Source organism: Paenibacillus sp. J22P15, from assembly GCF_056269345.1.
This window is the reverse complement of the sequence record NZ_JBWDNT010000037.1, coordinates 1-22,123: the sequence shown is the minus strand read 5'-3', so window position 1 is coordinate 22,123 and position 22,123 is coordinate 1. Positions and strand designations below refer to the sequence as shown.

Genomic DNA, 22,123 nt, shown 5'->3' with positions numbered 1-22,123 from the left:
TAGGAAAGTGGTATGGGTGAGGTAGGAATGAAGCTGTAAGCACCTATATGATCTTACAGCTGGAAAGTAGCCTTAGTTAGTTGTCTGTAAGCACATATATGTGCTTATTGATTAGGAAAGTGGTATGGGTGAGGTAGGAATGAAGCTGTAAGCACCTATATGATCTTACAGCTGGAAAGTAGCCTTAGTTAGTTGTCTGTAAGCACATATATGTGCTTATTGAGCAGGAAAGTGGTATGAGTAAGGTAGAGATGGAGCTGTAAGCGCGTATATGTTCTTACAGCAGGAGTGGGCGTGTGGCGGGTAATGAGCAGACTTAAGTCTACATTCTAGACCTATTTCTGCTCCAAAGGCTAATTTGATGAAAATAGGTCTAGAATGTAGATCTAAATTTGTTTGAGTGGAGGATAGAGAGCCATTTGGCGGGTAATGAGCAGACTTAAGTCTACAATATAGATCTATTTCTGCTCAAAAGGCTGATTTGATGAAAATAGGTCTAGAATGTAGATCTAAATTTGTTTGAGCTGTGTATAGGGAGCGGTATCATTTGCGGCGTTTGTCAAAATCGCTTCGCTCCTCTACAGGTAGCGACGAGAGCTGAAGCAGTCGCACTCATCCTTGGCCTGTTAAACAAAATCTAATCCTGTCGATTAGTGTTATCTCAAAGTAAAAGCCTGCAAAACCCGCCATTCGGTGAGGTTTTGCAGGCTTTTTTCCAATGGGATACGATGCCCATGCTTAATGAGTTTTAGCTAAAAAATCGCCGATTGCTTGTATGGTCTCATTTTTTAATCGTTCGATCTCGTTGAAATCAATGGCCTGCGTATAAATTTGCTCCCGCTTGTCTTGCAGTGACTTCGCAAGCGCGATCTGTTGAACCGAAGGTTTTATTTGCGCGGCATAGCGGTTCTTGATCTCAGTTATGGTATCGAAATTGGCTTCATCCGTTCCAGGCGCGATGCAGCTTGTGTACATATCGATAATCTCGTCGTCCACGAGATCAGGGAAATATTCATGCGGTGCGGTGCTGTCAAATATAGCGAAGCCAAGCTCGCGGACGATGACCATATCCAAGCTGTTCGGATCGAAGCCGCAATGATAAATCTCAACGTCGAAGCCCCGTTCGATTCCTGCCGCAGCTATTTTTTTGAGCATAGTCGATTTACCAGAGCCAGCTCTGCCTTTGATCAAATACCGTTTGAGTCCAGCTGTCAGATTCGGAACAAAATCAACCGAGCCCTTCGGAGTGGATGCGCCCAAGAAACGATGATCAGCACGACATGATCTCTCCAGCCTGTTATCACCATAGCATGTATTGATAAACGCCTCAGTCAGCTCATTAGCGGCTTGGAAATTCATGTTTTGGATATAGACCGCTTCCCAATCGTCATGAATCCGCAGCGCCTCAGCAAAGCCGGCATAGGCTTGATCATAAGCTTGAGTAATCTGATCATTTAAACGTTCTATTTCTACTTTAAGTGATTCCAGTTGGTCAGCATCGGCAGCTTCCCCAAAATTAATGGTTTGGATCACTGCTCCAGACAAGGATGGCCCAATGACTCTAGGCGGTGTTCCATCAACGACTCCAAGCTTAAGGGCAGGAACGATTAATCCATCCAGCAAGCCATTGTCAAAAGGGCAATGAAGCAGCCAAATGTCATAGCCTTCTCGCACCATATCGTCGGCAATCGTCTGAATTAAATCGGATCTTTCTGCAGCGGGTCCTTCTTGCAAAATAAATAAGCGCTCCAGTTGTTGCAAAGACGAATCGAACAGGCTGGTAAGGCCGCGAGCTGTATTGCCGTTCACGTAGAAGTTTTTGATATTTCCATTCATAACCGTCACACCTTCCTAGGCTAATGTCTTGCTGCATCATTCATCGTATTATTGCTATGACAAAAAGGTGCGAGTATGGAACGAGCCATTATTTACGCTTTAACGTGAGAACGGTGAGTTCAGGTCGGCAATTAAACCGAACTGGAATCCGAGTCATCCCTAATCCTCGCGTGGTGTACACTTGCAGAGCTTGGTTTGGAATCTGATATAATCCGTTTGAATATTTATTTCCATAAGGAGGTGTGTACAGCGCCCCGATAAATGGAATCCGAACCTGCCCGCCATGGCTATGCCCCGACAGCTGCAAATCGACGGGATAGCGGCTGTATTCATCTGCAAAATCCGGCTCATGAGCGAGAAGTACAGTACAACTCCCGTCTGGTATGCCCGTTAAAGCTTGATCGATATCAGGTTTACCCACCATAGGATCATCCACCCCAGCGATATATAACTGCTCCGATCCCTTTCTTAATGCTGCATGCTTGTTATCGAGGATTTGAAAGCCTGCTTGGGCTAACCCCTTCGTAACCGCTCGCCGATTGCCGAAAGCGTCGTGGTTCCCGAGAACAGCAAATTGCCCCAAGGGTGCCCGCAGCTTGGATAGTAAGGCTATAGCTTCTGACATGTATGCGGTGGAACGATCGAGTAAATCACCTGTGAAGCAAATAAGATCTGGTTTTACCTGCCGAACCTGTTGGGTCAGCTCCGACAATAGCTCAGAATTGGAATGGAAGCCTAGGTGAAGATCACTAAAGTGAACCACTCGCAGAGAGTGGAAGGAGGGAGGCAGTGTCGAGAGCTTCACCTCTACATGATTAACCTCCATCCAATAGGGCTCTATGAAGCGGGAGTACACACCAGATAAGCTGGCGGCTCCCATTAGTCCCAAAGTCAATTTCATGCTCTTCTTCAAAAAAGTCCGTCTACTCATAGGTGCTGAAGATGGTTGCATAATACCCCCGATTTTATTAGCCTCTACATCGATTCCTGACATACAGGTAGTGAGAAATAAAACACGATTTCTTCGTCATGAACATGAAAGCCATGCGGAGATTCGTGTTTTTGCAAAATAGTTCTCGCAATCGATAAGCCGAGGCCCGTTCCGCTAAGCTGCTTATTGCGTGAGCTCTCCATAACGAAAAAAGGCTCCCAGAGGTTATCCCATTGCGCTTGTGAATGTTCGTTATTCTCAATGCCATTGGCGATCGAGAAATACAAGTGATCTTCCTTATTTTCGATGGCGATGCGGATCAGTCGATTGGTTGTATATTTCACCGCATTCGAAATGAAATTGTTGAGTACCATCTCTATCTTGTGCTCGTCTGCTAATACCCAAGAATGGATCAGCAGCTGATCATCTACTGAAAGTGAAATATGATCCTGTCTAATTGAAATGCGATATTTTTGTAAGATTCGGTCCAATAGCAGCTTGAAATCAAAGGCGCTCATCTGATTCTGATCGGTTTGCAGTTTGGAGAGCTCGAGTAATTTGTTGACGAGCAGCGTTATATCATCGGTTTGCTGTTGAATAACATCGATATACGTACCGTCGTCCATGCCGTCTTTGATGCCAGAAGAGTAAGCTTTAATCAAGGAGAGAGGGGTTTTCAGCTCATGAGATATATTTGCAATGAACTGTCGCAGGTTCTCGTTTCTAGCCTCCAGCTTATGATGGGCCTGCTCTAATTTATCACTCATTTGATTGATGCTTTTTGCTAACGATTCAATTTCATCTCCGGTTTGCACATAAGCCTTTGTAAACGACAGCTTCGAAATACCTTCTGCTGCTTCTTGTATTTTGGCTAAAGGCCGAACAATGCTTCTCGTAAACAGTGCGGACAGCAGGATCAGCAGCAGCAGCTCTCCCGCATAAATATATAGGTTAAACTGATTGACGATTTTGAGTGTTTCTGTCGAATGGGATATCGATTCTCCGACGACAAAGATCATTTGATCTTTTTTCATAAACGTAACTAGAAAGCTCGATTTGAGCTTGTTTTGATTATATATTTTTCGAACCATTTTATTTTCGTTGAGCTTAGCTAGGCTTTCATCAGTGATCCAAAACTTGTTCAGCGTAATGCCTTTTTTGTTCAGACGATCAATAATGGTGTCGTTGAGGCTATTTATATCCTCTGTTATGGGTGTATTTACGATGGTGACCCCATGCTCGTTCTCAAGGTCGTCTATCTGTCTTAATAACTGCTGCATATCCATCGTTTCAAGCCGCTCAGTTAGAGCTGCCAGCGTCTGTTTTTTCTGATACAACAAATATTTGGGCAAGAAAAATGAATTCATGGCAAAAGAGAAAATAACGACCGCACCAAACACCAATAAAATGCGCAGGATCAACTTTTTATTCAGCTTATTCATTGTCTTCTTCCAAGCTGTAGCCCATGCCACGATGTGTTTTGATCAAATGATCGCCGATTTTTGCCCTTAATCTACGGATATGCGTATCCACCGTTCGTTCCTCTCCGAAATAGTCGAATCCCCAAATCTGATCCAATAGCGCCTTTCTGGAGATGATGATGCCTTTATTCTCGATAAAATATTTCATTAAATGAAACTCTTTATTTGTAGCTTGCAAGTCCATATCATCTCTATAAATTTTTTGAGCTTCCATATCTATTTTTAAGCTTCCTATCAAAATGTGATGATCCATGTGCAGCAATTTTTTCACTCTTAGAATTAGGATACGCGGGTCAAACGGCTTGCTGACATACTCATCTGCACCAGACTGCAAGGCAATGAACTCATCCTCATCTTCTCCTTTTGCCGTTAGCAGCAGCACCTTCGTTTTGCTTTGTTTCTTAATCTCTCTGCATACTTCTATGCCATTTCGCTTAGGCATCATCCAGTCGAGTACAGCTAAGTGAATGTGATGGTGATAGAAAATATGCAGCGCTTCTTCTCCGTCCTGCGCTAGGAAGGTGTGAAAGGCCTCTTTTTCAAAATAAGCGTTCAAAATCTTGAGCATAAACGGCTCGTCATCCGCAATTAATATATTCATAAGGCTCCTTTCAACAAAAGTGAGCGTGGAAGATTACCCCAAAAGGATCATCCATATGAGAATAAAATGCACATTTTGTTTTCGATTCATACTAGCGGCAGCTTGGTCATGTCGATGTAAGGAAACCATAGCTAAACACGACCACGACAACGATAAAAAATAAGACGACTAGAACAGCAGGAATTTTCATCGCATTATAAATCTGCCTTGTGCAAGGGGAGTTCTAGATTAGCTGCCTCTTTAATCAGCTCCATGATCTTAGGAGCACCTTCGCCATTTTCGTAGTGATTCATATTCTCTGTGTATATTGCTCGATTCTCATACAGCTGCATAATGGCCTGCACAAAGCTTTGGGCGGTCATTTGATCTTGATGCAGCATTTCAGCGTAACCAGCCTGCTCAAAATATTGCGCATTCATAAGCTGTCCAGAGCGGCTCCCGCCGTTCGTATGCGGAATGAGCAGCATCGGCTTCTGCAAGGCAAGCAGCTCCATAATGGAGTTTGAACCTGCACGAGAGACGACGACATCCGCCATCGCAAGCAGATCCTCCAGCTCCCTGCTGACAAATTCGAATGGCCTGTAGCCTTGCATGGAGAGCGTGTGCTCGACCTTGCCTTTCCCGCAGATATGAACGATTTGAAAGGTGTTTAGCAGTTCATGCCTTGTTGTTCTTACCATTTGGTTAATGCTGTGCGCCCCCTGACTGCCGCCCATAATAAGCAGCACAGGCTTATCGGAAGTAAAGCCGCAGCTGTTTAACGCACGCTGAATGTTATCTGGTTTCAAATGGGGCTTCAAGATAGGGCCTGTATAGATCGCTTTCGAGTTAGTATAATTTGCTCCGGTCTCGCGGAATGTCGTACACATCGTTGCAGCGAAGGGATATGATATTTTATTTGCCAGTCCCATGTTCAGATCCGGTTCAAAAATAACGATCGGTACCTTGTTAAGCCTCGCACCAAGCACTACCGGGACGGCAACGAAGCCGCCTTTTGAAAAAATAACATGTGGCTTCAACTTCCTAATGAGCCTGTAGGATTGGAATATTCCTCGTATGACTCTAAATACGTCTATTACATTTTCCCAAGAAACATATCGTCGAAGCTTACCGGTAGAAATCGGATGGTAGGTCACCTCTTTACATTCGGAGATTAGCCTTCTCTCGATCCCTTGCTCTGACCCGATGTAATGGATGTCCCAGCCGTCTTCCGTACATTGTGGGATCAGTACAAGATTGCCTGCAACATGGCCCGCAGAGCCGCCGCCAGTCATTACGATTGTTTTTCTCATGTCAGGCACCCGCCTTTTTGCAGCATTTGTCTAATTTCCGGCTTGCTCATCAATTGATGATCCGAATGGTAATGCCGGAACTGTACGGGCGTGCTGTCTGCATAGGAATCTTGCAAGCCTTCAATATAGAAAGGAGGTAATAGGACATAATAGTCTTCATTCCAATGAACGGCGTTCGAACTTTCCATTTCGGAAATAAGCGATTCATATAGACTTTCACCGGAACGAGCACCTGTTTCATGAATTTGAATTTCTGCCACTGCGCTATCCTCAATTAACACTTCTGCGAGGTCCTTAATACGGCATCCTTGCATTCTCATCACATAAACTTCACCGCCTATGCTCTCATCCGTCACTTTAAGCAGCAAAGTTATAGCTTCTTCCAGAGCTAAGAAAAATCGCGTCATTCGATGATCCGTAAGGCTGACCGGCAATCCTTGCTCGATTTGTTGCTTGAAAATAGGCACCACGCTGCCTGTTGATCCGAGCACATTGCCGCTTCTTACACATACAAATTTCGTCTCGCCTTCTCGTAGATTGGCATGAACAATCAACTTTTCTGCGATGGCTTTGGTCATACCGTAGGTGCTCGATGGATGGGAGGCTTTATCGGTTGATACATAAATGACTTTCTGTACGCCATTCCTGATAGCCGCCTGAATGACATTTTGAGTGCCGATCACATTCGTTTTCATTGCGCTGTCCGGCTGCTCTTCGCAGATGGGTACATGCTTTAAGGCAGCTAAATGATAGAGATAGTCCGCCTGCTGGCAGGCCTGCATAATCTCATATTTATCGCGTATATCTCCAATGATAAAAGTTAACTTCGGATGATGTTGAAAGGCCTGCTTCATTTCCACTTGAAGGGCTTCATTTCGGGAGAAAATACGAATTTCCTTCGGTTTTCTCTCCAGTAATTTTCGGACGAGCGCATGTCCCCAGGACCCTGTTCCTCCGGTAACGACAATCGTTTTATTTTTCAATGTTTGTTCCTCCCGCCAATTGGTTCGTTCAATATGAACAAGCATAAAGCTCGAATGTTACGCCAATATGGCAAAAAAAAGCCCTCAACTAGGAGGGCTCATGCTTATTTCGATTATTTTGCATAAACGCGATAAAAAATACTGGAGATTAATATGCCGAGCATAAACCCTGATATAGGAGCTACAACGGTTATGCCAAGATAGTTGGTGCTGGATGTGAAGAGGAGCTTTAAGGCTAAGGTGATGAATGTGCAAAAGAAGACGAGCATCCAGTAGCGATATTTGTACTTTTTGGCAACGCTAGTATAAGTTGAGCTGACCGGAACTTTATTAATTAGGAAGTAGAATATCACTGCCTCAATGATTAGCCCGATAATCGATAATGAGCGCTGAAACCATTTGTATAGAGGGATACCGGCTAGCGTTTCACGAAAAAAAGCGAACTTAGTCACGAACATGCCTGAATAATGCGTGCAGGCATCTAGTAAAATGTGCGAATAGAAGCCGATAATGATGGACATGAGAAAGACGATCCAGCTCCGTACCGTGTTTAGTTTCCAATCTTGAGCGAGACTATTTACTTTATGATCCAGGTTGCCGATAGCAGGCAGGTTTTTGGATAAAGGTATTTTTACAATGGAATGAAACAGATAAGCGAGCATAATGCTCATCGGAATCGCTTGAAATAACAGGCCTTCAAAGGAATGACCAATCGTCTGATAGGGCTCAAGCGCAATGAAATACTCAAAGTCGGGCGACATGCTCCCGAGGATAAGCCCCGTCAAACTAAAATAGGCTGGCTTTATCACCTTTAAAGGTGATATATATAAGGGATGAGCAAATGTAAAGGGCAATGGTGCACCTCCAGGATTGATTAGATAGCGGCTCTGCAAAGATCAGCCATTCCTATAGAAGACGGTGTTTATACAGAAAATGTTACATCGGGGCGCAGTTGGCGGCATGAACCAAATAAATGGTCGCTTTCTCCCCTTGTTTTAATGAGGTAATTTTGGGACAATAATAAGCAGATTGTTTATTTTCGGCCTACTAGCTAGAATAGGACTGCTTGCAGCAGTTTTGAAAAGAGGATCAGTTATGAATAAAGTAAATATATATGGATTAACGTTTGATCAGCTGACGGAATGGCTGAAAGAGCGTGATTATACGAAGTTTCGGGCATCGCAGGTATGGGAGTGGCTTTACCGTAAGCGGGTAACGTCTTTCGCAGAAATGACGGATGTGAAAGAAGAAATCATTAAATTACTGTCCGAGAATTTTGTCATGCAAACGCTTAGTGAGCACACAAGGCAGGAGTCAGCGGACGGAACGAATAAGTTTTTGTTTAAGCTGCAGGATGGCAATTTAATCGAGACCGTATTGATGAGACATAAATTTGGTTTGTCGGTATGTGTTACAACCCAAGTAGGCTGTAATATTGGCTGCAGCTTCTGTGCTAGCGGACTACTGGCTAAGAGCCGTGATCTGACGAGTGGTGAGATTGTGGAGCAGGTTATGAAGGTACAGCTGCATCTGGATCAAGCACAGCAGAATGAGCATGTAAGCCACATTGTCGTGATGGGAATTGGAGAGCCGTTCGATAATTTCGAGAACCTGACTGATTTTATAGGCGTGATCAAAAGCCAAAAAGGGCTCGCGATCGCAGCTAGACACATTACCGTTTCGACGAGCGGTTTAGCAGGCAAAATTGTAGAGTTTGCCGACTCTGATTTGCAGGTTAACCTTGCAGTTTCCTTGCATGCGCCGAACAATGAGTTGAGAACACGAATTATGAAAATTAACCGTGCGATTCCGATCGAGAAATTGATGGAGTCCATCGATTATTATTTGGAGAAGACCAATCGTAGAATTACGCTTGAATATATATTGCTGAAGGATGTTAATGACCAGAAAGAGCATGCGTTAGAGCTTGCTCAGCTTATTGGTCATCGCGGAAATCTGGCTAACGTGAATCTCATTCCGTACAATCCAGTGGATGAGCATAGCCAATACCAGCGTACAGATCGCGACACGATTCGAGCGTTCTATGATACGTTGAAGAAACAAGGGATTAGCTGCAGCGTTCGTCTAGAGCATGGTACAGATATTGATGCCGCATGCGGGCAGCTGCGGAGCAAACAGATCCAAAAAACCAAAGAGCAGAAGTTGGGACAAGAAAGCTCGGCAGTCTAGTCCCATTTGAAGCGTATCATATCTATGCAGCCGATGCGTTTATAAGATAATCTTGTCCACCATAATGAGAACACCTTCTAAATGAGGTGTTCTTTTTGTGGTTTTATAACATCATAGGTAACGTGATATTTACAAATTCTGATTAGTTGGACATACTACACAAATACATTCCCAGTCCAGAAAGGTGTATGCATATGAAAAAGAGAGCCTTAGATTTGTTCATTATTATGCTGGGAGCGTTTATTTTTGCACTCGCAATCAATTTATTTGTTATTCCAAACGAGTTTGGTGAAGGCGGAGTTACTGGGATAACGATTATTTTATATTATTTATTCGGATGGGCACCATGGTTGATGAGCTTAATTTTCAACACATTTCTACTCATTGTGGGATACCGTTTTCTGGATAAGCAGACGGTCATTTATACGATTGCAGCGGTATTATTTAACTCCTTATTTCTACATTTAACAGCGGACTGGAGCATACAATCGGATGAAATGACTATAAATGCGGTGTTTGGCGGTTTATTCGGCGGTGTGGGGATCGGGCTCATTATCAGAGTTGGCGGCACGACTGCAGGCACGACGATTTTGGCGCGAATTGCGAATAAATATTTGGATTGGAACATTAGTTATGCGCTGTTGTTCTTTGACTTAATTGTTGCGTTCTCCTCTTATTTCATTATTGGTGCTGAAGCGCTAATGCTCACGATCGTGATGCTGTATATCGCTACAAAGGTGATGGACTTCATCATTGAGGGGGTTAACCCGAAAAAAGCGGTCACGATTATTTCCAAGGAGCAAACTAAAATTGCCGAGCAGGTCAATGTGGTTATGGACCGAGGGGTTACGGTTATTTATGGGCGCGGATACTACACAAAAACTCCACAGGAGATTCTGTATATCGTGATTGGCAAGCAGGAGCTGAGCCAGCTGAAAAAAATTGTGAAAGCGATCGATAAAAATGCTTTTATAACGATCCATGATGTACGGGATGTGTTTGGCGAAGGTTTTATCGATATTTCAAAATAAACTATTCTGCCGAGACAAAAAAAGATAACAACAGAATTTCGCTTATTTCTAGGATATAGAGTAAGATTAAAGCTAGAATGCAGATAGGAGTTGTTTACATGTCGAAAGAGAAAGATGAAGTGATTTTGACCCAAGAAGGCTTAGAGCAGCTGCAAGCGGAGTTGGATGATCTTAAATATGTGAAGCGCAAAGAATTGGCCGCACGGATCAAATTAGCGATCAGTTATGGCGATCTGAAGGAAAACAGCGAATATCATTCTGCCAAAAACGATCAGTCCTTTATGGAAACAAGAATTATTATTTTAGATAAAATGCTGAAGAAGGCTCGTGTCATCGAAGCAGAGACGCTTGATCTGTCAAAGGTGAACATTGGTTTAACCGTCATTTTAAATGATATCGAGTTTTCGGAGAAGATCGAATATAAAATTGTAGGTACAGAAGAAGCGGATGTTGCTGAGAATAAAATCTCCTATGAGAGCCCGCTCGGCAAAGAGCTTTTGGGCAAGAAGGTAGGAAGCATCGTTAGCGTAAATGCACCAATGGGCGTTATTAAATATGAGCTGCTCGAAATCAGAGCGAACTAATTATAAGTTTTTTCATCAAGGCTAACTCGCCTCAAGCGGGTTAGCTTTTTTTGGCGAAAATAGGTATAACCGACAGCATCATATAATAAATGATCGATACAAACATATTACGACAGAAATAGATGAGAAAAGATTAACGGGCTTTGGGACTATAGATTGATGTATACTAACACTTTGTATGGCAAAGTAATACCATACCATTTATTATAAATAAATAGCCCCTTTGGAAGCTAAATCTATCCCCCAAAAACCTTTTCTAGGAGGAACTTGATTATGAATTATCATTTCTTTGTAGGTAACGATAACGGCAATAGTGAACATGATTTGATCATCGATGGCAAACTGATTCAACAGCCTAATGTAAATTGTACGGTGGACGAGCTTCCGTGGAGCGAAGAGCAATCACCGGAAAGCTTTATCAAAAACCTGCAGGATCAGCTGGTTGTAACGATTGATTCACCTGCGGCTAGACCGGGCATGTACTATGTCGGGAAGTTTGCACTAGAGAGCGGCGAGATCTTGGACAACCTCCAAATCGGAATTGACCTGAAAAGCGATATGGATTTGCCAGTCATTAATACGCTCGCTCAAATTGCAGCAATGGCTGTTCAGAAAGCCTATGAGGATGAGAAGAAGATACCTGCGCAAGTGGATGTCGAGGTAGATATGGCAACGGCGCTTCCTGTAACACAGCATACGGATGAGACTTCCGCTAAGTTCGAGAAACGTTTTACAACTGGCCCGCATCATGTAACGGTGCACTTGGGTATTCAACGCGTAGCTGTCAAAATCGTATTCCCGTTTGCGAAGGTCGTTCCGGAAGCAACACCGGTTATTTTCACATTGCAGAAGGATAATGCAGGCGGCTGGAGAGAGGGAGAGATCTTTGATGATTTCCTTCAATCCTATGAACTGGATGCGAAGTTCAATGGCAGTTATTTTAAAGATAAACGTATTCTTCATGTCGATATCGGAGACGGCTCTACAGAATATCCGATTACGGAGGGCAATAAATTTTTGCGCCAATTCGTTCATGGCAGCCATCACGGTGCTGGCTATGCGATAGAAGAAGCGCTGCAGGAGTTTAATCGACTCATTCATTTGGCGGATAGCCCGCGTCAGTTTTTCAGTGATGTTATTAAGAACCCTAACCATAAGTACCATGCAAGGGCACTTAAAACTCTGAGAAGACCGCTTGAGAGTCAAGTAAGACAAATCGTTCAGCACGTCAAAAAACAGCTTACCAAGACACGTAATGAGATTGATCTAATTTGCGTATACGGCGGCGGAAGTATTCTTATGCGTACGGTTCTTTATGATCAACTGAAAGAGCTTTGTGCAGAGCGTGAAATGCAACTGCTGTATATTCCTGCGGAATATGCTGTGCTGCTCAATGCGATGGGGCTTGATGCTTTTGTGAGAGGTAAAATTTATGAGGCGCTAAAAAATAAAGCAGTTCAGCCTGCATAATATTAATTAGGCAAGCTATGGGATAATATAACGGATTCTGGTAGGTGAGTAGTATGAAAAAAACAAAGCTGCCCGGTGAGAATATCAGCTTAAAAACGAAAAAAACAGAAGACCCATTAATCATGTCATGGTTGAACACACAATCGAATTTAATGGATTCCCTTCGGTATTTGGTCGAGAATGAGATCGCAATAAATGGCGTTCGGAATTTACAAGCGTTTATTCCGATGGAGCGGAATCGACTGCAGGGCTCTCCGTCTGAGCAGCAAGCGAGTGAAACTCATCTGCATATGACAGGTGCGGAACAAGTGAAGGCAGCGGAAGTTGAAGCAAGTGCGGCTTCGGAGGCTCCGGTCCCTGTTCGTATACCAGTACCAGTAGCAGTACCAGTAGCAGTAGAAGAAGAAATAGATGATGAAGATATTGAAGCATGGAGCTAAGACGATCCGCATGTTAAAGCAATGCCTTATTTTCATAGTGAATAACACTTAGTAATTCTAAGTAATACCAAGTAACACAAAACACCACTAAGGAATGTTTTATCATACCTGGTGGTGTTTTGTGTTACTTGGGGTTAAACTGTAATCCAATAAAATAAAGGGCTGCATGCGGGAAGGAGTTAACCTTCTCAGCAAGTAGCCCTTTTGTGTATATTAGTGTGCTAGTGCGAACAGGCCATGAATGTGTGACAAGTAACGAATGTTACTTGCTTCTTTCATAAGCGATGCAGGCAAGCCTTTAAGCTGTGTTGCATTGCCGCCGATTGTACCAACGCCATCTTTGCGTCCAAGGCTGCCCAGTGTTCCAGAGAATACAGGTACAAACTTATCCATAACGCCGCCTTTGATTTGAACCGCTAGGTTGTAGCCTACCGTTTCGCCCATTTGCCAAGCAAGTTGAGCTGTTGGAGGGTAAGGACGTTCGCTGCCTTCTGGGAATACAACTGCGCAGTCGCCCGCTAGGAATACATCAGCGTGTGAAGTCGATTGAAGCGTTGGTGTAACAAGTGAACGACCGCGGTCTTCTGCAAGGCCGCTAGTGCCGACAACTGGATTACCTTTAACGCCGCCAGTCCAAATGATTGTGCTGGATTCAATCGTACGTCCGTCTTTAAGCGATACGGAGCTTTTTGTAGCTTCAGTAATCGCTACGCTCGTAATAAAGTGTACGCCGCGTTTTTCAAGGCTTGATACAGCACGATCGATCAATACTTTCGGGAAGATTGGCAGAACGGCAGGGCCAGCTTCTACGCAATATAACGAAATGTCATTGAAATCGATGCCTTTGCTGCGGCAAGTTTCAGGAAGTTTGTCAGCGAATTCGCCAACAAGCTCAACGCCAGTCAAGCCGCCGCCGCCAACAACGATTGTTGCATCAGCTTTGTTGCCTGATTTTTTGTAAGCGTCAAGACGATCTTCAACATGCTTACGGATACGATTTGCATCATTAACCGATTTAAGCACGAGGCTGTTCTCTTCAAGCCCTGGAATACCGAAGTAGTTCGTTTCACTTCCAAGTGCAACGACAAGCGTATCATACTTTTGCACTTGTCCGCTTTCAAGAACAACTTTCTTCTCGTTTGGTTTAATTTCTTTCACCGAATCAACGATGATATTGACTTGTTTGTCGCCTAGAAGCTTGCTAAGCGGAAGCGCAACGGCTTGCTCAGCAATTGAGTCCCCAGCAAGTCTATGCAGCTCAGTAATGATTTGGTGAGTTGGAAAACGGTTAACGATTGTAATGCTAGCTTCTGCTGCTGACAAATGTTTGCGTGCTGTTAGAGCAGTAAGAAGACCGCCATAACCGCCACCAAGAATTAGTATTTGCTTCGACATGTTCATCCTCCGTTCGTTCTATACGTATTCGGTGTATTATACTTTATCGTTTTTGCGTTCTGACAATACGCTAAGGAAAGCTTGTGCAAAGCGCAGTGTTTTTTGAACTTCCGGATCTTTTAGCATTTTCAACATAGCGAAAAGGCCAACTGAAGAGTTAGCAGTTTCTTGCGTGCGCTCACCAGCTTCAATTGCTGCTGCTGCGATACCTTTTGCTTTCTCTTGAACCGGTTTGACAAATTCACCGATACCTTGAGCGAAATCGTTGATTAACACTTTGTCTGTAGCGATGTTTTGTGCAAAATCATAAGCTTTGGTCATTAGAGTAACCATTTCAGCCAATTTTGGCAGGTTGTCCACGAGTACAGTTAGAGACTCTTGAACCTCCGGCTTCATCAATTGATCAAGTACATCCAACGATTGTTTTTCTTCCGCGAGGCTAACTGCAACCTCTTGTCCAGCAGATGGTTGTGACATAATAGAATGTCCTCCTTTACGTGAAATTGAAAGTAAGTTGTAGTCTCAATCGTGTCAGCCGCTAAGATAAGGATGCGTCCCAATGAGATTGTTACACTTTTCACATAGTTTTTCAAAAAATGAATGTGAGCATGTAATCGTCTTCTTTCAGGTTCTGCACGAGGCAGAATGATGGGATAGCGAGTATGACGTAACTGGATTAAACCCTTTGTCTCTATTCTACATCGTTTTCACCAAAAGTTAAAAAGAAATTTATTGCTTTCGATAAAAAGTTTTCAAATCATCTTCACATATCATCTTTAAGGTGTGTGTTTACACGTTATATTGCAAGGATGATAATAAGAAGAGGGTATAAAATCATGAATTGAAGGAGCTAACGATCATGCAGCCCTATACGCAAAGAGTCGTCTCCATTATCAAAGCGATTCCAGAAGGCAGCGTAATGACCTATGGTCAAATTGCAGCAGAGGCTGGCAGTCGCAGAAGCGCCAGACAGGTAGTCCGAATTTTACATTCGTTAAGCGGCATTCATAATCTTCCCTGGCACAGGGTTGTTAATGCAAAAGGAGAAATATCCATTCGTGATGAGGAAGCTCGTTATATGCAGATACATTATTTAAACGAAGAGGGCGTTTCGACGAGTGAGGATGGGCGGGTCGATTTGGAAAAATACCGTTATCATGCTGGAAGTGATGAAGAAAGCTAACCGATTTGAAGTGTTCGGTTATCCTCTCTTACCTGTAGGAATGGCGTATTATTCACATGTAAGGAAGACGGATACTCTTCGGAAAATGTAACAGTGCGATGAAACTTGGCTAGTATTAACATTTTCTAATTAAGCCCCATTTGAAACCCCGCATACGAACCTTTATTATGGTATAGACCAATCGAAAGGGGAGAGAAAAAAATGACAACTGAACTTACACCTGGCAACGTGCGAAACTTTACGATTTCCACAGAAATTTTTTATAACCCGAGCTTGGATATTCATTCACAAATGATTTATATCGTACTTAGCTCAAGTACTGCGGATTCAGCATCGCTCACCTTAGACGAGGTAGCGAAGAAAGGCCGTATGACGACCAAACTTGCGATTAAAGCGATGCAATTATTAGTTGATGAACAACTAATCCCACATAAATTGTTCCGCAAGATGATCGGGGAATTCCAAGATGATCGCCTATCATGGGCAGCTAAAGGATTGTTGACGTACTGCAAGGAGCACAAAAACATTACGTTATCTGACCTCATCATGCTCTCAGATCAATCCGGCGAGGATGAGCACAGCATTCGTAAAGCATTGATGGAGCTGGAGCGAAATGGTTACTTAGAGGGATTCCCGGAGCTCAATAAGTTAATGAATGCGTAATTAAAAATAGCAGAACCTAGGGCAGCCTCATAAGCTGTATAGGTTCTGCTATTTTTTTTGCTGAGGAGGCATAGCGTTGATTATTCTTTGGCTAATTTCTCAAGCAGCGCGTCGCCGTTTGTTCCAACCTTCACGTAGGCAAAACGAGCGTTTTGTTCCGTTTCAATGCCGGTACCTTCGGGTACAAAGTAAGTTTCAATGCCGTAGTATATCTCTCTCCAGCCGCTGAAGGAGCCGTTTATCACGATCTCCTTGTCCCCAAGCGGCTCGCCTTTTCGATATAATCGCTCAAATGTGGAAACCCCGTCGCTGCCTTGTCGAAGTACAACTTTGATCCTGCTGTTGTTTCGACGCGACTCTAATTCCTTGGCAATGAACTCTGGCGGTGTAGTAATGCTGTATTGCAGTCTTACATAGTCGCCCTGCAGGAGAGACCTCGGATCAAGCGGCTCAATCGCCAGCTTAATAGAGGTGCCGCTTGAGAGCAAAAATTCACTCACAGCAGCATGGTAGCTGACATAACCTAGCTGCAACACAACAACGATGGCGATTAGAATAGGGCTTCTGCGTAGCAATTTGCTGTACGAGTCAGTACCTTCGGTTACGGCAGCGCGCGTCCTATAAGCATATATATAAGTAATGGTAAGCGTAATAAGGCCTAACAGAGCTAATGTAAACGACTTGTGTAATAACGTCCAGAATAGGTCGTAATATTTGTATGCTAGGAATATGAACCAGAATACCAAGCTCACTGTCGCTTCAAGGATTTGGCCGCGGCGCACAAACAAGAAGGCAGTGATCGTCACCGTAACGAAGTTTAATATATTAAACAGCTCATACGAATAAGGGAAGATATCCTCCATAAAGGTAAGCCAGAAAAGCAGCAGCAGCGAGAAGAACAATCCGCATTCCCGCACATACTGCTTAAGGGCAGCATCTCTCAGCAGATGGTGGCTGGCATAGATAACGGCGTTCAGCGCTGTCATAATGAACACGATAAAGGTAGCCGAGTGATGTACGGACTCAAACATTTGAAAGAGAACGATTGCGATATTGATATTAATCAAGGTATAGGTGAAGAGATGCTGCATTCTTCCCTGCAGCTTGAACCAGCCCGCAATCGTCAGGACTAAGAAAAGTAACGATATGCCCGCCTCGTCAATCTCTACAATAGCAATCATTCCTGCTGCATATCCGATCGTTAGCACCGTATAACGAACGCTGGCATTTAAGCGAGGCAGGAATAAAACAGGAATAATAAATAGCAAGGAGATGACAAACAGAACGGTCTCGAACGGAATGTTATCGGCTGTGAGTAGAACCAATCCGATCAAGGAGACGCTGCCAATTATAACACCGATAACGGTAACGATAGTGGAGACGATTTTGCCGACCAGGGCACTCTTATGAGTCTCTGCTTCGGGTTCAACTGCCAGTGCTTCGTTATCCTGTGAACGATGTCCAAGCCTGTTCATATAACGGAAGAAAAAGACGTTTGCTGTCAGCAATAATGCAACAAAGAGCAGTCCGAGTATAAAAAATGCGGTAGAAGCATGCTCCAGCATAAGCTCTACATATTTGAAGACAGCAAATGCAGATGCGGCCAGCGCGTTCAGGGTCAGCATCACTTTGTCCAGACGCACTTGGGTGAAATAGTAGAAGCCAAACGCGATTGCTGCTACGCAAGCGATATTCATCCATGCTCCGTACGGATCGAAGCCAGTCAAGACGAGCAAGGAAGTATGAAAAACGATAAAGCTCATAAATTTGAGCGGTGCTGATGTGAAACGAGTGGTTTCGATGAGTATAAATAGGATGAGATTGATCAAAGCGAATAAGCAGCCGATCAGCAATATTTCAAAATCGCTATACACGATATGAACGGAACTAGGGAAAAAGTATTGCCACAAGGTTAAATGCACGAGTGTATAAGCGAGTACATAGAACGGGCTAAACCGTGTAATAAAGGCAAGCAGCAGGGCTGGAATGGACCAAACGAGAAATAGCTCGTAGGTGTCGGCATGTGAATTGTAGATTTGGTTGAGCAGAGCAACCGCCGCGCCAAAGGATATGCAGCCGCCGACTAGGAAAGCGGCAGATAAGAAGGAATGATGCCCCAGCATAATTTTTATTTTGGAGAAGATGAATGCTGCGCCATAAAATAACACCATAATTCCTGCAGAGGCGAGAATTTTATCGGCACGTTCAAGACCGCCCCAATTGGCAGCAAAGAAGTAGATGATGGCAGCAAGCAGCAGAGATATTCCCATTAGGAATCCGACACGTGTAACCGTTAATCGATGCATTGTACTCACATACCTTTCTAGTTGATTTGTCTTTTATTATAATGACCTATTCGGGGTCGAACTAGTACTCACTTTTTATAGTACTGCCTCCCATTGGGATAAACGGCTTTCCTATGATATAACCCGTTTCGACTAATTTGACCTTTATCGGAAACAAGTAAGGTCAGTTCAACCATCCGGGATATTGCGAAGCAAACAAATTTGCTATCTCTAAATGCAGTCAACGAGGCTGCACGAGCAGGTGAGCATGGCAAGGTTTTGCCGCTCAATGAAGTAACTGCCGGTTATGGAGGTCTCATGAATAACATAAGTTCCTCCTCCGGCGTAATTACAGACTCAACGACGAACCTGGCTTTTATCAGCCAAGGGGCAAAACATAGCTGGACACTCCTCACGATTGATTGTCAGGAGTGTTTTTTTGGTTATGCTAGTAGCAAACGTATGGTAGTGAATAATAGGGCCCCGTTCAGCATTATTTTGGCGGATAACTCTATAGTTGGTTAAATCGATTTAGGGAGCTCGCGTAGTGTATCAAGAAAATGGGCCAGTTTAGATCCTCTTCACTCGGCCTAAAGCAGAACGCTGCGTTGTAGAAAGTACAATAGAAACCTGACATGGGCGGCTAACCGAGGGTCTACGCTGCAGAAATGCAATAGAATCAGCACGGTAGAGTGGAAAACGAGAGAAATCGAGTCATTCTATTGCACAAAGTGCAACGTAGCTGAAACAGTGTTAGCACAGAGGAAATTCTACTGTAGAAAGAGCAGCGGTAGTTCTTAATGAGCAAGTGGTGGGTGAATAGTAGATGTTGTGGAGTGGTAGGTGTGAGGGTTAAACGCTGATTGAGGGGCGAGTGTTCGATGAAGCGGATTAGAATGTGTAAATGGTGGATATTGTTGATTGGAAAGTAAGGAGGTTTGGTAGCGGTTAGGGGCTGCTGCTGAGTGGATGGTGATGTTTTTTGGGGTAAATACGTGGGAAAACTGCCCTAATAGCCGATAGTACTAAGGTTTATGGATCAAAAGGTTAGTTATTATGCTATTCTTAAGGTTACGAAAGAATTAACTACTAAAGTGCGGAAGAGGTTTATAGATGAGTGAAGTAAAGTTTGCGGATTATGCGTTAAGTCAAGAAATTGTACGTGCGTTGGAGAGCCTGTCCTACGAGACGCCAACAGAGGTACAGCGCGAGGTTATTCCGGTTGCGCTTGCGCAGAAGGACCTTGTCGTTAAATCACAAACGGGCAGCGGCAAAACAGCAGCCTATGGTATTCCATTATGCGAGCTAGTGGATTGGAATGAAAACAAGCCGCAGGTACTGGTTCTGACGCCGACGCGGGAGCTTGCTCTTCAAGTTAATGAGGATATTACGAATATTGGCCGCTTCAAGCGGATCAAATCGATGGCTGTATACGGCAAAGCGCCTTTCCATGTTCAGAAGGCAGAGCTAAAGCAAAGAACACATATGGTAGTAGGCACGCCGGGTCGTGTACACGATCATATCGAGCGTGGAACACTTCCTATGGAGCGTATCAAATATCTCGTTATCGATGAAGCGGATGAGATGCTGAATATGGGCTTTATCGAGCAGGTACAGGCTATTATTCAACAGCTGCCGACGGACAGAGTGACAATGCTGTTCTCCGCTACGTTCCCAGAGGATGTCGCTAAGTTATCCCATCGCTATATGAACACTCCCGTTCAGGTTGAGATCAAAGCAGAGGGACTTACAACAGCTACAATTGAGCATTCGGTCATTGAGGTGAAGGAAGCGGATAAGTTTGCTTTGCTTCAAGATGTGATGATCGTCGAAAACCCGGACAGCTGCATTATTTTTTGCCGGACGCAGGAAAACGTGGATCAGGTGTTCAGACAAATGGCTGAGCTTGAGTATCCATGCGACCGCATTCATGGCGGAATGGAGCAGGACGAGCGTTTTGAAGTGATGAATGCGTTCCGCAGAGGTCAATTCCGTTACTTGGTCGCGACGGATGTAGCGGCAAGAGGCATCGATATTACGAATATTACACATGTCATCAATTTCGATATTCCGCTTGAGAAGGAAAGCTATGTTCATCGCACGGGCAGAACGGGACGAGCAGGCAAGACCGGCAAAGCGATTACATTCGCAGCACCAAAGGACGCAAGACGTCTAGCGGAAATTGAGGGCTATATCGGGTTTAGCATTAATAAATCGAAGGCACCTTCGGAAGAGGCGGTTGACCTTCGTCGAGAAGATTTTGAACAAAAGCTCAATATTGGTCCAGTTCTCAAAAAAGATAAGCGTGAGCAGCTGAACAAGCAGATTATGAAGCTTAACTTTAACGGCGGCAAGAAGAAGAAGCTGAGAGCGGTCGATTTTGTAGGAACGATTGCCAAAATAGAAGGCGTCTCCGCGGATGATATCGGTATTATTACGATTTTGGACAATGTTACCGATGTAGAGATTTTGAACGGTAAAGGCTCGCTTGTGCTGGAAGTGATGAGAAATACGACGGTCAAGGGCAAGCAATTGAAGGTTCGTAGAGGAAATAAATCTTAAGTCGCAAAGCTAACGGGAATGTAGATCGGGGAAAGAGCAGTTGTACCTGACGTTAACCTAGAATCAGCTTAGGAGATTACCATGGAAAGCATCGTCTATCAGATCGTTATGATGGTTGCAGCGGCTGTTGTGCTGATTGCGATGTTATCCATCGTATATGTAAGCTGGCGCAACGGAATTTCCCCTATGCCTTCTTCTTCACCCGTTCGCCGGGCGGTTGTCGATGTGATCAAACGGCTGCCTAAGAGCGGCGGCTTGATGGTGGATTCAGGATCTGGCTGGGGCACACTCGCGCTTCAGGTGGGAAGAAATAGCAGGGGCTGGCGAATAATCGGTATCGAAAATTCAGTTATCCCCATGTGGATATCTTTTTTGGCTGCGAAACTCGCAAACCTTGCGAATGTATCGTTCAAAAGAGGGGACTTGTACACATATTCGTACCGAGATGTGGATATGGTTGTGTGTTACCTCTATCCGGGAGCGATGCGGCGTTTAAGTTTGATTTTTCGCGACCAACTAAAGCCAGGGGCGTATGTAATAAGCGTATGCTTTGCTCTGCCCGACTGGGAAGCGAAGCAGGTCATTATATGCCGCGATGTATATCGGACCAAAATTTATATATACGAAGTTAAAGCATTATGATGGAGCCGTCATACCTACCTGTGACACTCTCCGAATATTATTTTAAGCGACTAGGCAACGAGTGTTGAAGCGTCTGCAAACCATTTTACCGTGGTTGCAGTGCTCAATACTCGTTTTTTGTTTATTTACCAAGCGTGTTTTAGTAATCAGAAATGACGGCAGCGGGAGAGCTTTATTCCTTGATTTCTAATAGAAAGTGTTAATATCTCGAATGTAAAAAACGATGCTCATCGCAGTTCTGGCTGAGAATATGATCTTGTTGTTATTAAGCGGCTGTAAGGCAAGCTTGAATGAGTCGGAGAAATTCAGTATGGAGGATTCGGGGGAAGCGATAAGTCTAATATCTAGACCTATTTTCTCCAAAAGGGCTGGTTTGCTGAAAATAGGTCTATAATTTAGATCTATTTCTTCAGAAACGTCGCAATACCGGTCATGTGGTGGGTTGGGGGAAGCGATAAGTCTACTATCTAGATCTATTTTCACCAAAAGGGCTGGTTTGCTGAAAATAGGTCTATAATTTAGATCTATTTCTGCAGAAACGTCGCAATACCGGT

At 43.9% G+C, this 22,123-nt stretch carries 20 protein-coding genes and 1 pseudogene; 10 read left to right on the top strand and 11 right to left on the bottom strand.

The annotated features are described in order from the left end of the window. Positions 1 to 738 precede the first annotated feature (738 nt). The 7 genes from AC0YN6_RS30175 to AC0YN6_RS30145 form a co-directional block, all read right to left on the bottom strand. Positions 739 to 1,836, bottom strand: coding sequence for a PRK06851 family protein (locus AC0YN6_RS30175; protein ID WP_475751912.1), 1,098 nt, complete (start codon positions 1,834 to 1,836; stop codon positions 739 to 741). A gap of 88 nt (positions 1,837 to 1,924) precedes the next feature. Beyond that, on the bottom strand, positions 1,925 to 2,737 hold the full coding sequence (locus tag AC0YN6_RS30170; RefSeq protein WP_475751910.1) for a metallophosphoesterase: 813 nt from the start codon (positions 2,735 to 2,737) through the stop codon (positions 1,925 to 1,927). Between the two features lie 74 nt (positions 2,738 to 2,811). After that, positions 2,812 to 4,209, bottom strand: coding sequence for a sensor histidine kinase (locus AC0YN6_RS30165; RefSeq protein WP_475751908.1), 1,398 nt, complete (start codon positions 4,207 to 4,209; stop codon positions 2,812 to 2,814). After that, entirely contained in the window at positions 4,202 to 4,849 is a 648-nt protein-coding gene (locus AC0YN6_RS30160; RefSeq protein ID WP_475751906.1) for a response regulator transcription factor, read from the bottom strand. The genes AC0YN6_RS30165 and AC0YN6_RS30160 overlap by 8 nt, the downstream gene beginning before the upstream one ends. Positions 4,850 to 5,043: 194 nt before the next feature. Further along, on the bottom strand, positions 5,044 to 6,141 hold the full coding sequence (locus tag AC0YN6_RS30155; protein ID WP_475751904.1) for an undecaprenyldiphospho-muramoylpentapeptide beta-N-acetylglucosaminyltransferase: 1,098 nt from the start codon (positions 6,139 to 6,141) through the stop codon (positions 5,044 to 5,046). Beyond that, complete coding sequence (locus AC0YN6_RS30150; protein ID WP_475751902.1) at positions 6,138 to 7,124, bottom strand: SDR family NAD(P)-dependent oxidoreductase; 987 nt, start codon at positions 7,122 to 7,124, stop codon at positions 6,138 to 6,140. Before AC0YN6_RS30150 ends, AC0YN6_RS30155 begins: the two co-directional genes overlap by 4 nt. 113 nt (positions 7,125 to 7,237) lie before the next feature. Beyond that, positions 7,238 to 7,978: a DUF4184 family protein gene (locus tag AC0YN6_RS30145; protein ID WP_475751901.1), complete on the bottom strand. Its 741-nt coding sequence runs from the start codon at positions 7,976 to 7,978 to the stop codon at positions 7,238 to 7,240. A 241-nt stretch (positions 7,979 to 8,219) separates the two neighbouring features. Here AC0YN6_RS30145 and rlmN point away from each other — a divergent pair, with 241 nt between their 5' ends. From rlmN to AC0YN6_RS30120, 5 genes are all read left to right on the top strand, one after another. Beyond that, positions 8,220 to 9,314, top strand: a complete 1,095-nt coding sequence (gene rlmN / locus AC0YN6_RS30140; protein ID WP_475751900.1) for a dual-specificity RNA methyltransferase RlmN — start codon at positions 8,220 to 8,222, stop codon at positions 9,312 to 9,314. Positions 9,315 to 9,508: 194 nt separating this feature from the next. Further along, the gene (locus AC0YN6_RS30135; protein WP_475751898.1) at positions 9,509 to 10,345 is read left to right on the top strand and encodes a YitT family protein; all 837 of its coding nucleotides are present in this window, start codon (positions 9,509 to 9,511) and stop codon (positions 10,343 to 10,345) included. 98 nt (positions 10,346 to 10,443) lie between these two features. Beyond that, a complete protein-coding gene (greA, locus tag AC0YN6_RS30130) occupies positions 10,444 to 10,929 on the top strand; it encodes a transcription elongation factor GreA (protein ID WP_475751896.1) in 486 nt (161 codons plus the stop codon). 273 nt (positions 10,930 to 11,202) lie between these two features. Then, positions 11,203 to 12,399: a ParM/StbA family protein gene (locus AC0YN6_RS30125; protein ID WP_475751894.1), complete on the top strand. Its 1,197-nt coding sequence runs from the start codon at positions 11,203 to 11,205 to the stop codon at positions 12,397 to 12,399. Positions 12,400 to 12,452: 53 nt separating this feature from the next. Further along, entirely contained in the window at positions 12,453 to 12,839 is a 387-nt protein-coding gene (locus AC0YN6_RS30120) for a hypothetical protein (RefSeq protein WP_475751892.1), read from the top strand. 213 nt (positions 12,840 to 13,052) lie between these two features. On the opposite strand, the gene AC0YN6_RS30115 is transcribed toward AC0YN6_RS30120, so the two are convergent. Continuing rightward, the gene (locus AC0YN6_RS30115; protein WP_475751890.1) at positions 13,053 to 14,234 is read right to left on the bottom strand and encodes an NAD(P)/FAD-dependent oxidoreductase; all 1,182 of its coding nucleotides are present in this window, start codon (positions 14,232 to 14,234) and stop codon (positions 13,053 to 13,055) included. Positions 14,235 to 14,270: 36 nt separating this feature from the next. Continuing rightward, entirely contained in the window at positions 14,271 to 14,711 is a 441-nt protein-coding gene (locus tag AC0YN6_RS30110; protein ID WP_475751889.1) for a helical membrane plugin domain-containing protein, read from the bottom strand. Positions 14,712 to 15,093: 382 nt separating this feature from the next. Between AC0YN6_RS30110 and AC0YN6_RS30105 the strand changes: the two genes are divergently transcribed. Both AC0YN6_RS30105 and AC0YN6_RS30100 read left to right on the top strand, forming a co-directional pair. After that, positions 15,094 to 15,417 carry an MGMT family protein gene (locus AC0YN6_RS30105; protein ID WP_475751887.1) on the top strand — a complete coding sequence of 108 codons (324 nt, stop codon included), beginning with the start codon at positions 15,094 to 15,096 and terminating at the stop codon, positions 15,415 to 15,417. Positions 15,418 to 15,618: 201 nt separating this feature from the next. Next, positions 15,619 to 16,080 (top strand): hypothetical protein, encoded by a 462-nt coding sequence (locus AC0YN6_RS30100; RefSeq protein WP_475751886.1) that lies wholly within the window; start codon positions 15,619 to 15,621, stop codon positions 16,078 to 16,080. A gap of 80 nt (positions 16,081 to 16,160) precedes the next feature. Here the strand turns inward: AC0YN6_RS30100 and AC0YN6_RS30095 are convergent, their stop codons facing one another. Further along, complete coding sequence (locus AC0YN6_RS30095) at positions 16,161 to 18,386, bottom strand: GDYXXLXY domain-containing protein (protein ID WP_475751884.1); 2,226 nt, start codon at positions 18,384 to 18,386, stop codon at positions 16,161 to 16,163. Between the two features lie 165 nt (positions 18,387 to 18,551). On the opposite strand from AC0YN6_RS30095, the pseudogene AC0YN6_RS30090 reads away from it, so the two are divergent. The 3 genes and pseudogenes from AC0YN6_RS30090 to AC0YN6_RS30080 form a co-directional block, all read left to right on the top strand. After that, positions 18,552 to 18,890: pseudogene (locus AC0YN6_RS30090) on the top strand (methyl-accepting chemotaxis protein); the annotation flags it as partial. Positions 18,891 to 19,478: 588 nt separating this feature from the next. Next, entirely contained in the window at positions 19,479 to 20,927 is a 1,449-nt protein-coding gene (locus AC0YN6_RS30085) for a DEAD/DEAH box helicase (protein ID WP_475751882.1), read from the top strand. A gap of 81 nt (positions 20,928 to 21,008) precedes the next feature. Next, positions 21,009 to 21,569: a class I SAM-dependent methyltransferase gene (locus AC0YN6_RS30080; RefSeq protein ID WP_475751880.1), complete on the top strand. Its 561-nt coding sequence runs from the start codon at positions 21,009 to 21,011 to the stop codon at positions 21,567 to 21,569. A gap of 186 nt (positions 21,570 to 21,755) precedes the next feature. Here the strand turns inward: AC0YN6_RS30080 and AC0YN6_RS30075 are convergent. Continuing rightward, positions 21,756 to 22,123 (bottom strand): hypothetical protein (locus AC0YN6_RS30075; RefSeq protein WP_475751878.1); only part of this gene is annotated, 368 nt, incomplete at its 5' end.

What these genes read in the sequence shown, in the direction of transcription:
- AC0YN6_RS30125 (WP_475751894.1), top strand. Translation starts at nt 11,203, where the DNA reads ATGAATTATCATTTCTTTGTAGGTAACGATAACGGCAATAGTGAACAT.
- AC0YN6_RS30110 (WP_475751889.1), bottom strand. Translation starts at nt 14,711, where the DNA reads ATGTCACAACCATCTGCTGGACAAGAGGTTGCAGTTAGCCTCGCGGAA.
- AC0YN6_RS30165 (WP_475751908.1), bottom strand. Translation starts at nt 4,209, where the DNA reads ATGAATAAGCTGAATAAAAAGTTGATCCTGCGCATTTTATTGGTGTTT.
- AC0YN6_RS30120 (WP_475751892.1), top strand. Translation starts at nt 12,453, where the DNA reads ATGAAAAAAACAAAGCTGCCCGGTGAGAATATCAGCTTAAAAACGAAA.
- AC0YN6_RS30160 (WP_475751906.1), bottom strand. Translation starts at nt 4,849, where the DNA reads ATGAATATATTAATTGCGGATGACGAGCCGTTTATGCTCAAGATTTTG.
- AC0YN6_RS30085 (WP_475751882.1), top strand. Translation starts at nt 19,479, where the DNA reads ATGAGTGAAGTAAAGTTTGCGGATTATGCGTTAAGTCAAGAAATTGTA.
- AC0YN6_RS30155 (WP_475751904.1), bottom strand. Translation starts at nt 6,141, where the DNA reads ATGAGAAAAACAATCGTAATGACTGGCGGCGGCTCTGCGGGCCATGTT.
- AC0YN6_RS30135 (WP_475751898.1), top strand. Translation starts at nt 9,509, where the DNA reads ATGAAAAAGAGAGCCTTAGATTTGTTCATTATTATGCTGGGAGCGTTT.
- AC0YN6_RS30100 (WP_475751886.1), top strand. Translation starts at nt 15,619, where the DNA reads ATGACAACTGAACTTACACCTGGCAACGTGCGAAACTTTACGATTTCC.
- AC0YN6_RS30115 (WP_475751890.1), bottom strand. Translation starts at nt 14,234, where the DNA reads ATGTCGAAGCAAATACTAATTCTTGGTGGCGGTTATGGCGGTCTTCTT.
- rlmN (WP_475751900.1), top strand. Translation starts at nt 8,220, where the DNA reads ATGAATAAAGTAAATATATATGGATTAACGTTTGATCAGCTGACGGAA.
- AC0YN6_RS30175 (WP_475751912.1), bottom strand. Translation starts at nt 1,836, where the DNA reads ATGAATGGAAATATCAAAAACTTCTACGTGAACGGCAATACAGCTCGC.
- AC0YN6_RS30170 (WP_475751910.1), bottom strand. Translation starts at nt 2,737, where the DNA reads ATGAAATTGACTTTGGGACTAATGGGAGCCGCCAGCTTATCTGGTGTG.
- greA (WP_475751896.1), top strand. Translation starts at nt 10,444, where the DNA reads ATGTCGAAAGAGAAAGATGAAGTGATTTTGACCCAAGAAGGCTTAGAG.
- AC0YN6_RS30095 (WP_475751884.1), bottom strand. Translation starts at nt 18,386, where the DNA reads ATGCATCGATTAACGGTTACACGTGTCGGATTCCTAATGGGAATATCT.
- AC0YN6_RS30080 (WP_475751880.1), top strand. Translation starts at nt 21,009, where the DNA reads ATGGAAAGCATCGTCTATCAGATCGTTATGATGGTTGCAGCGGCTGTT.
- AC0YN6_RS30105 (WP_475751887.1), top strand. Translation starts at nt 15,094, where the DNA reads ATGCAGCCCTATACGCAAAGAGTCGTCTCCATTATCAAAGCGATTCCA.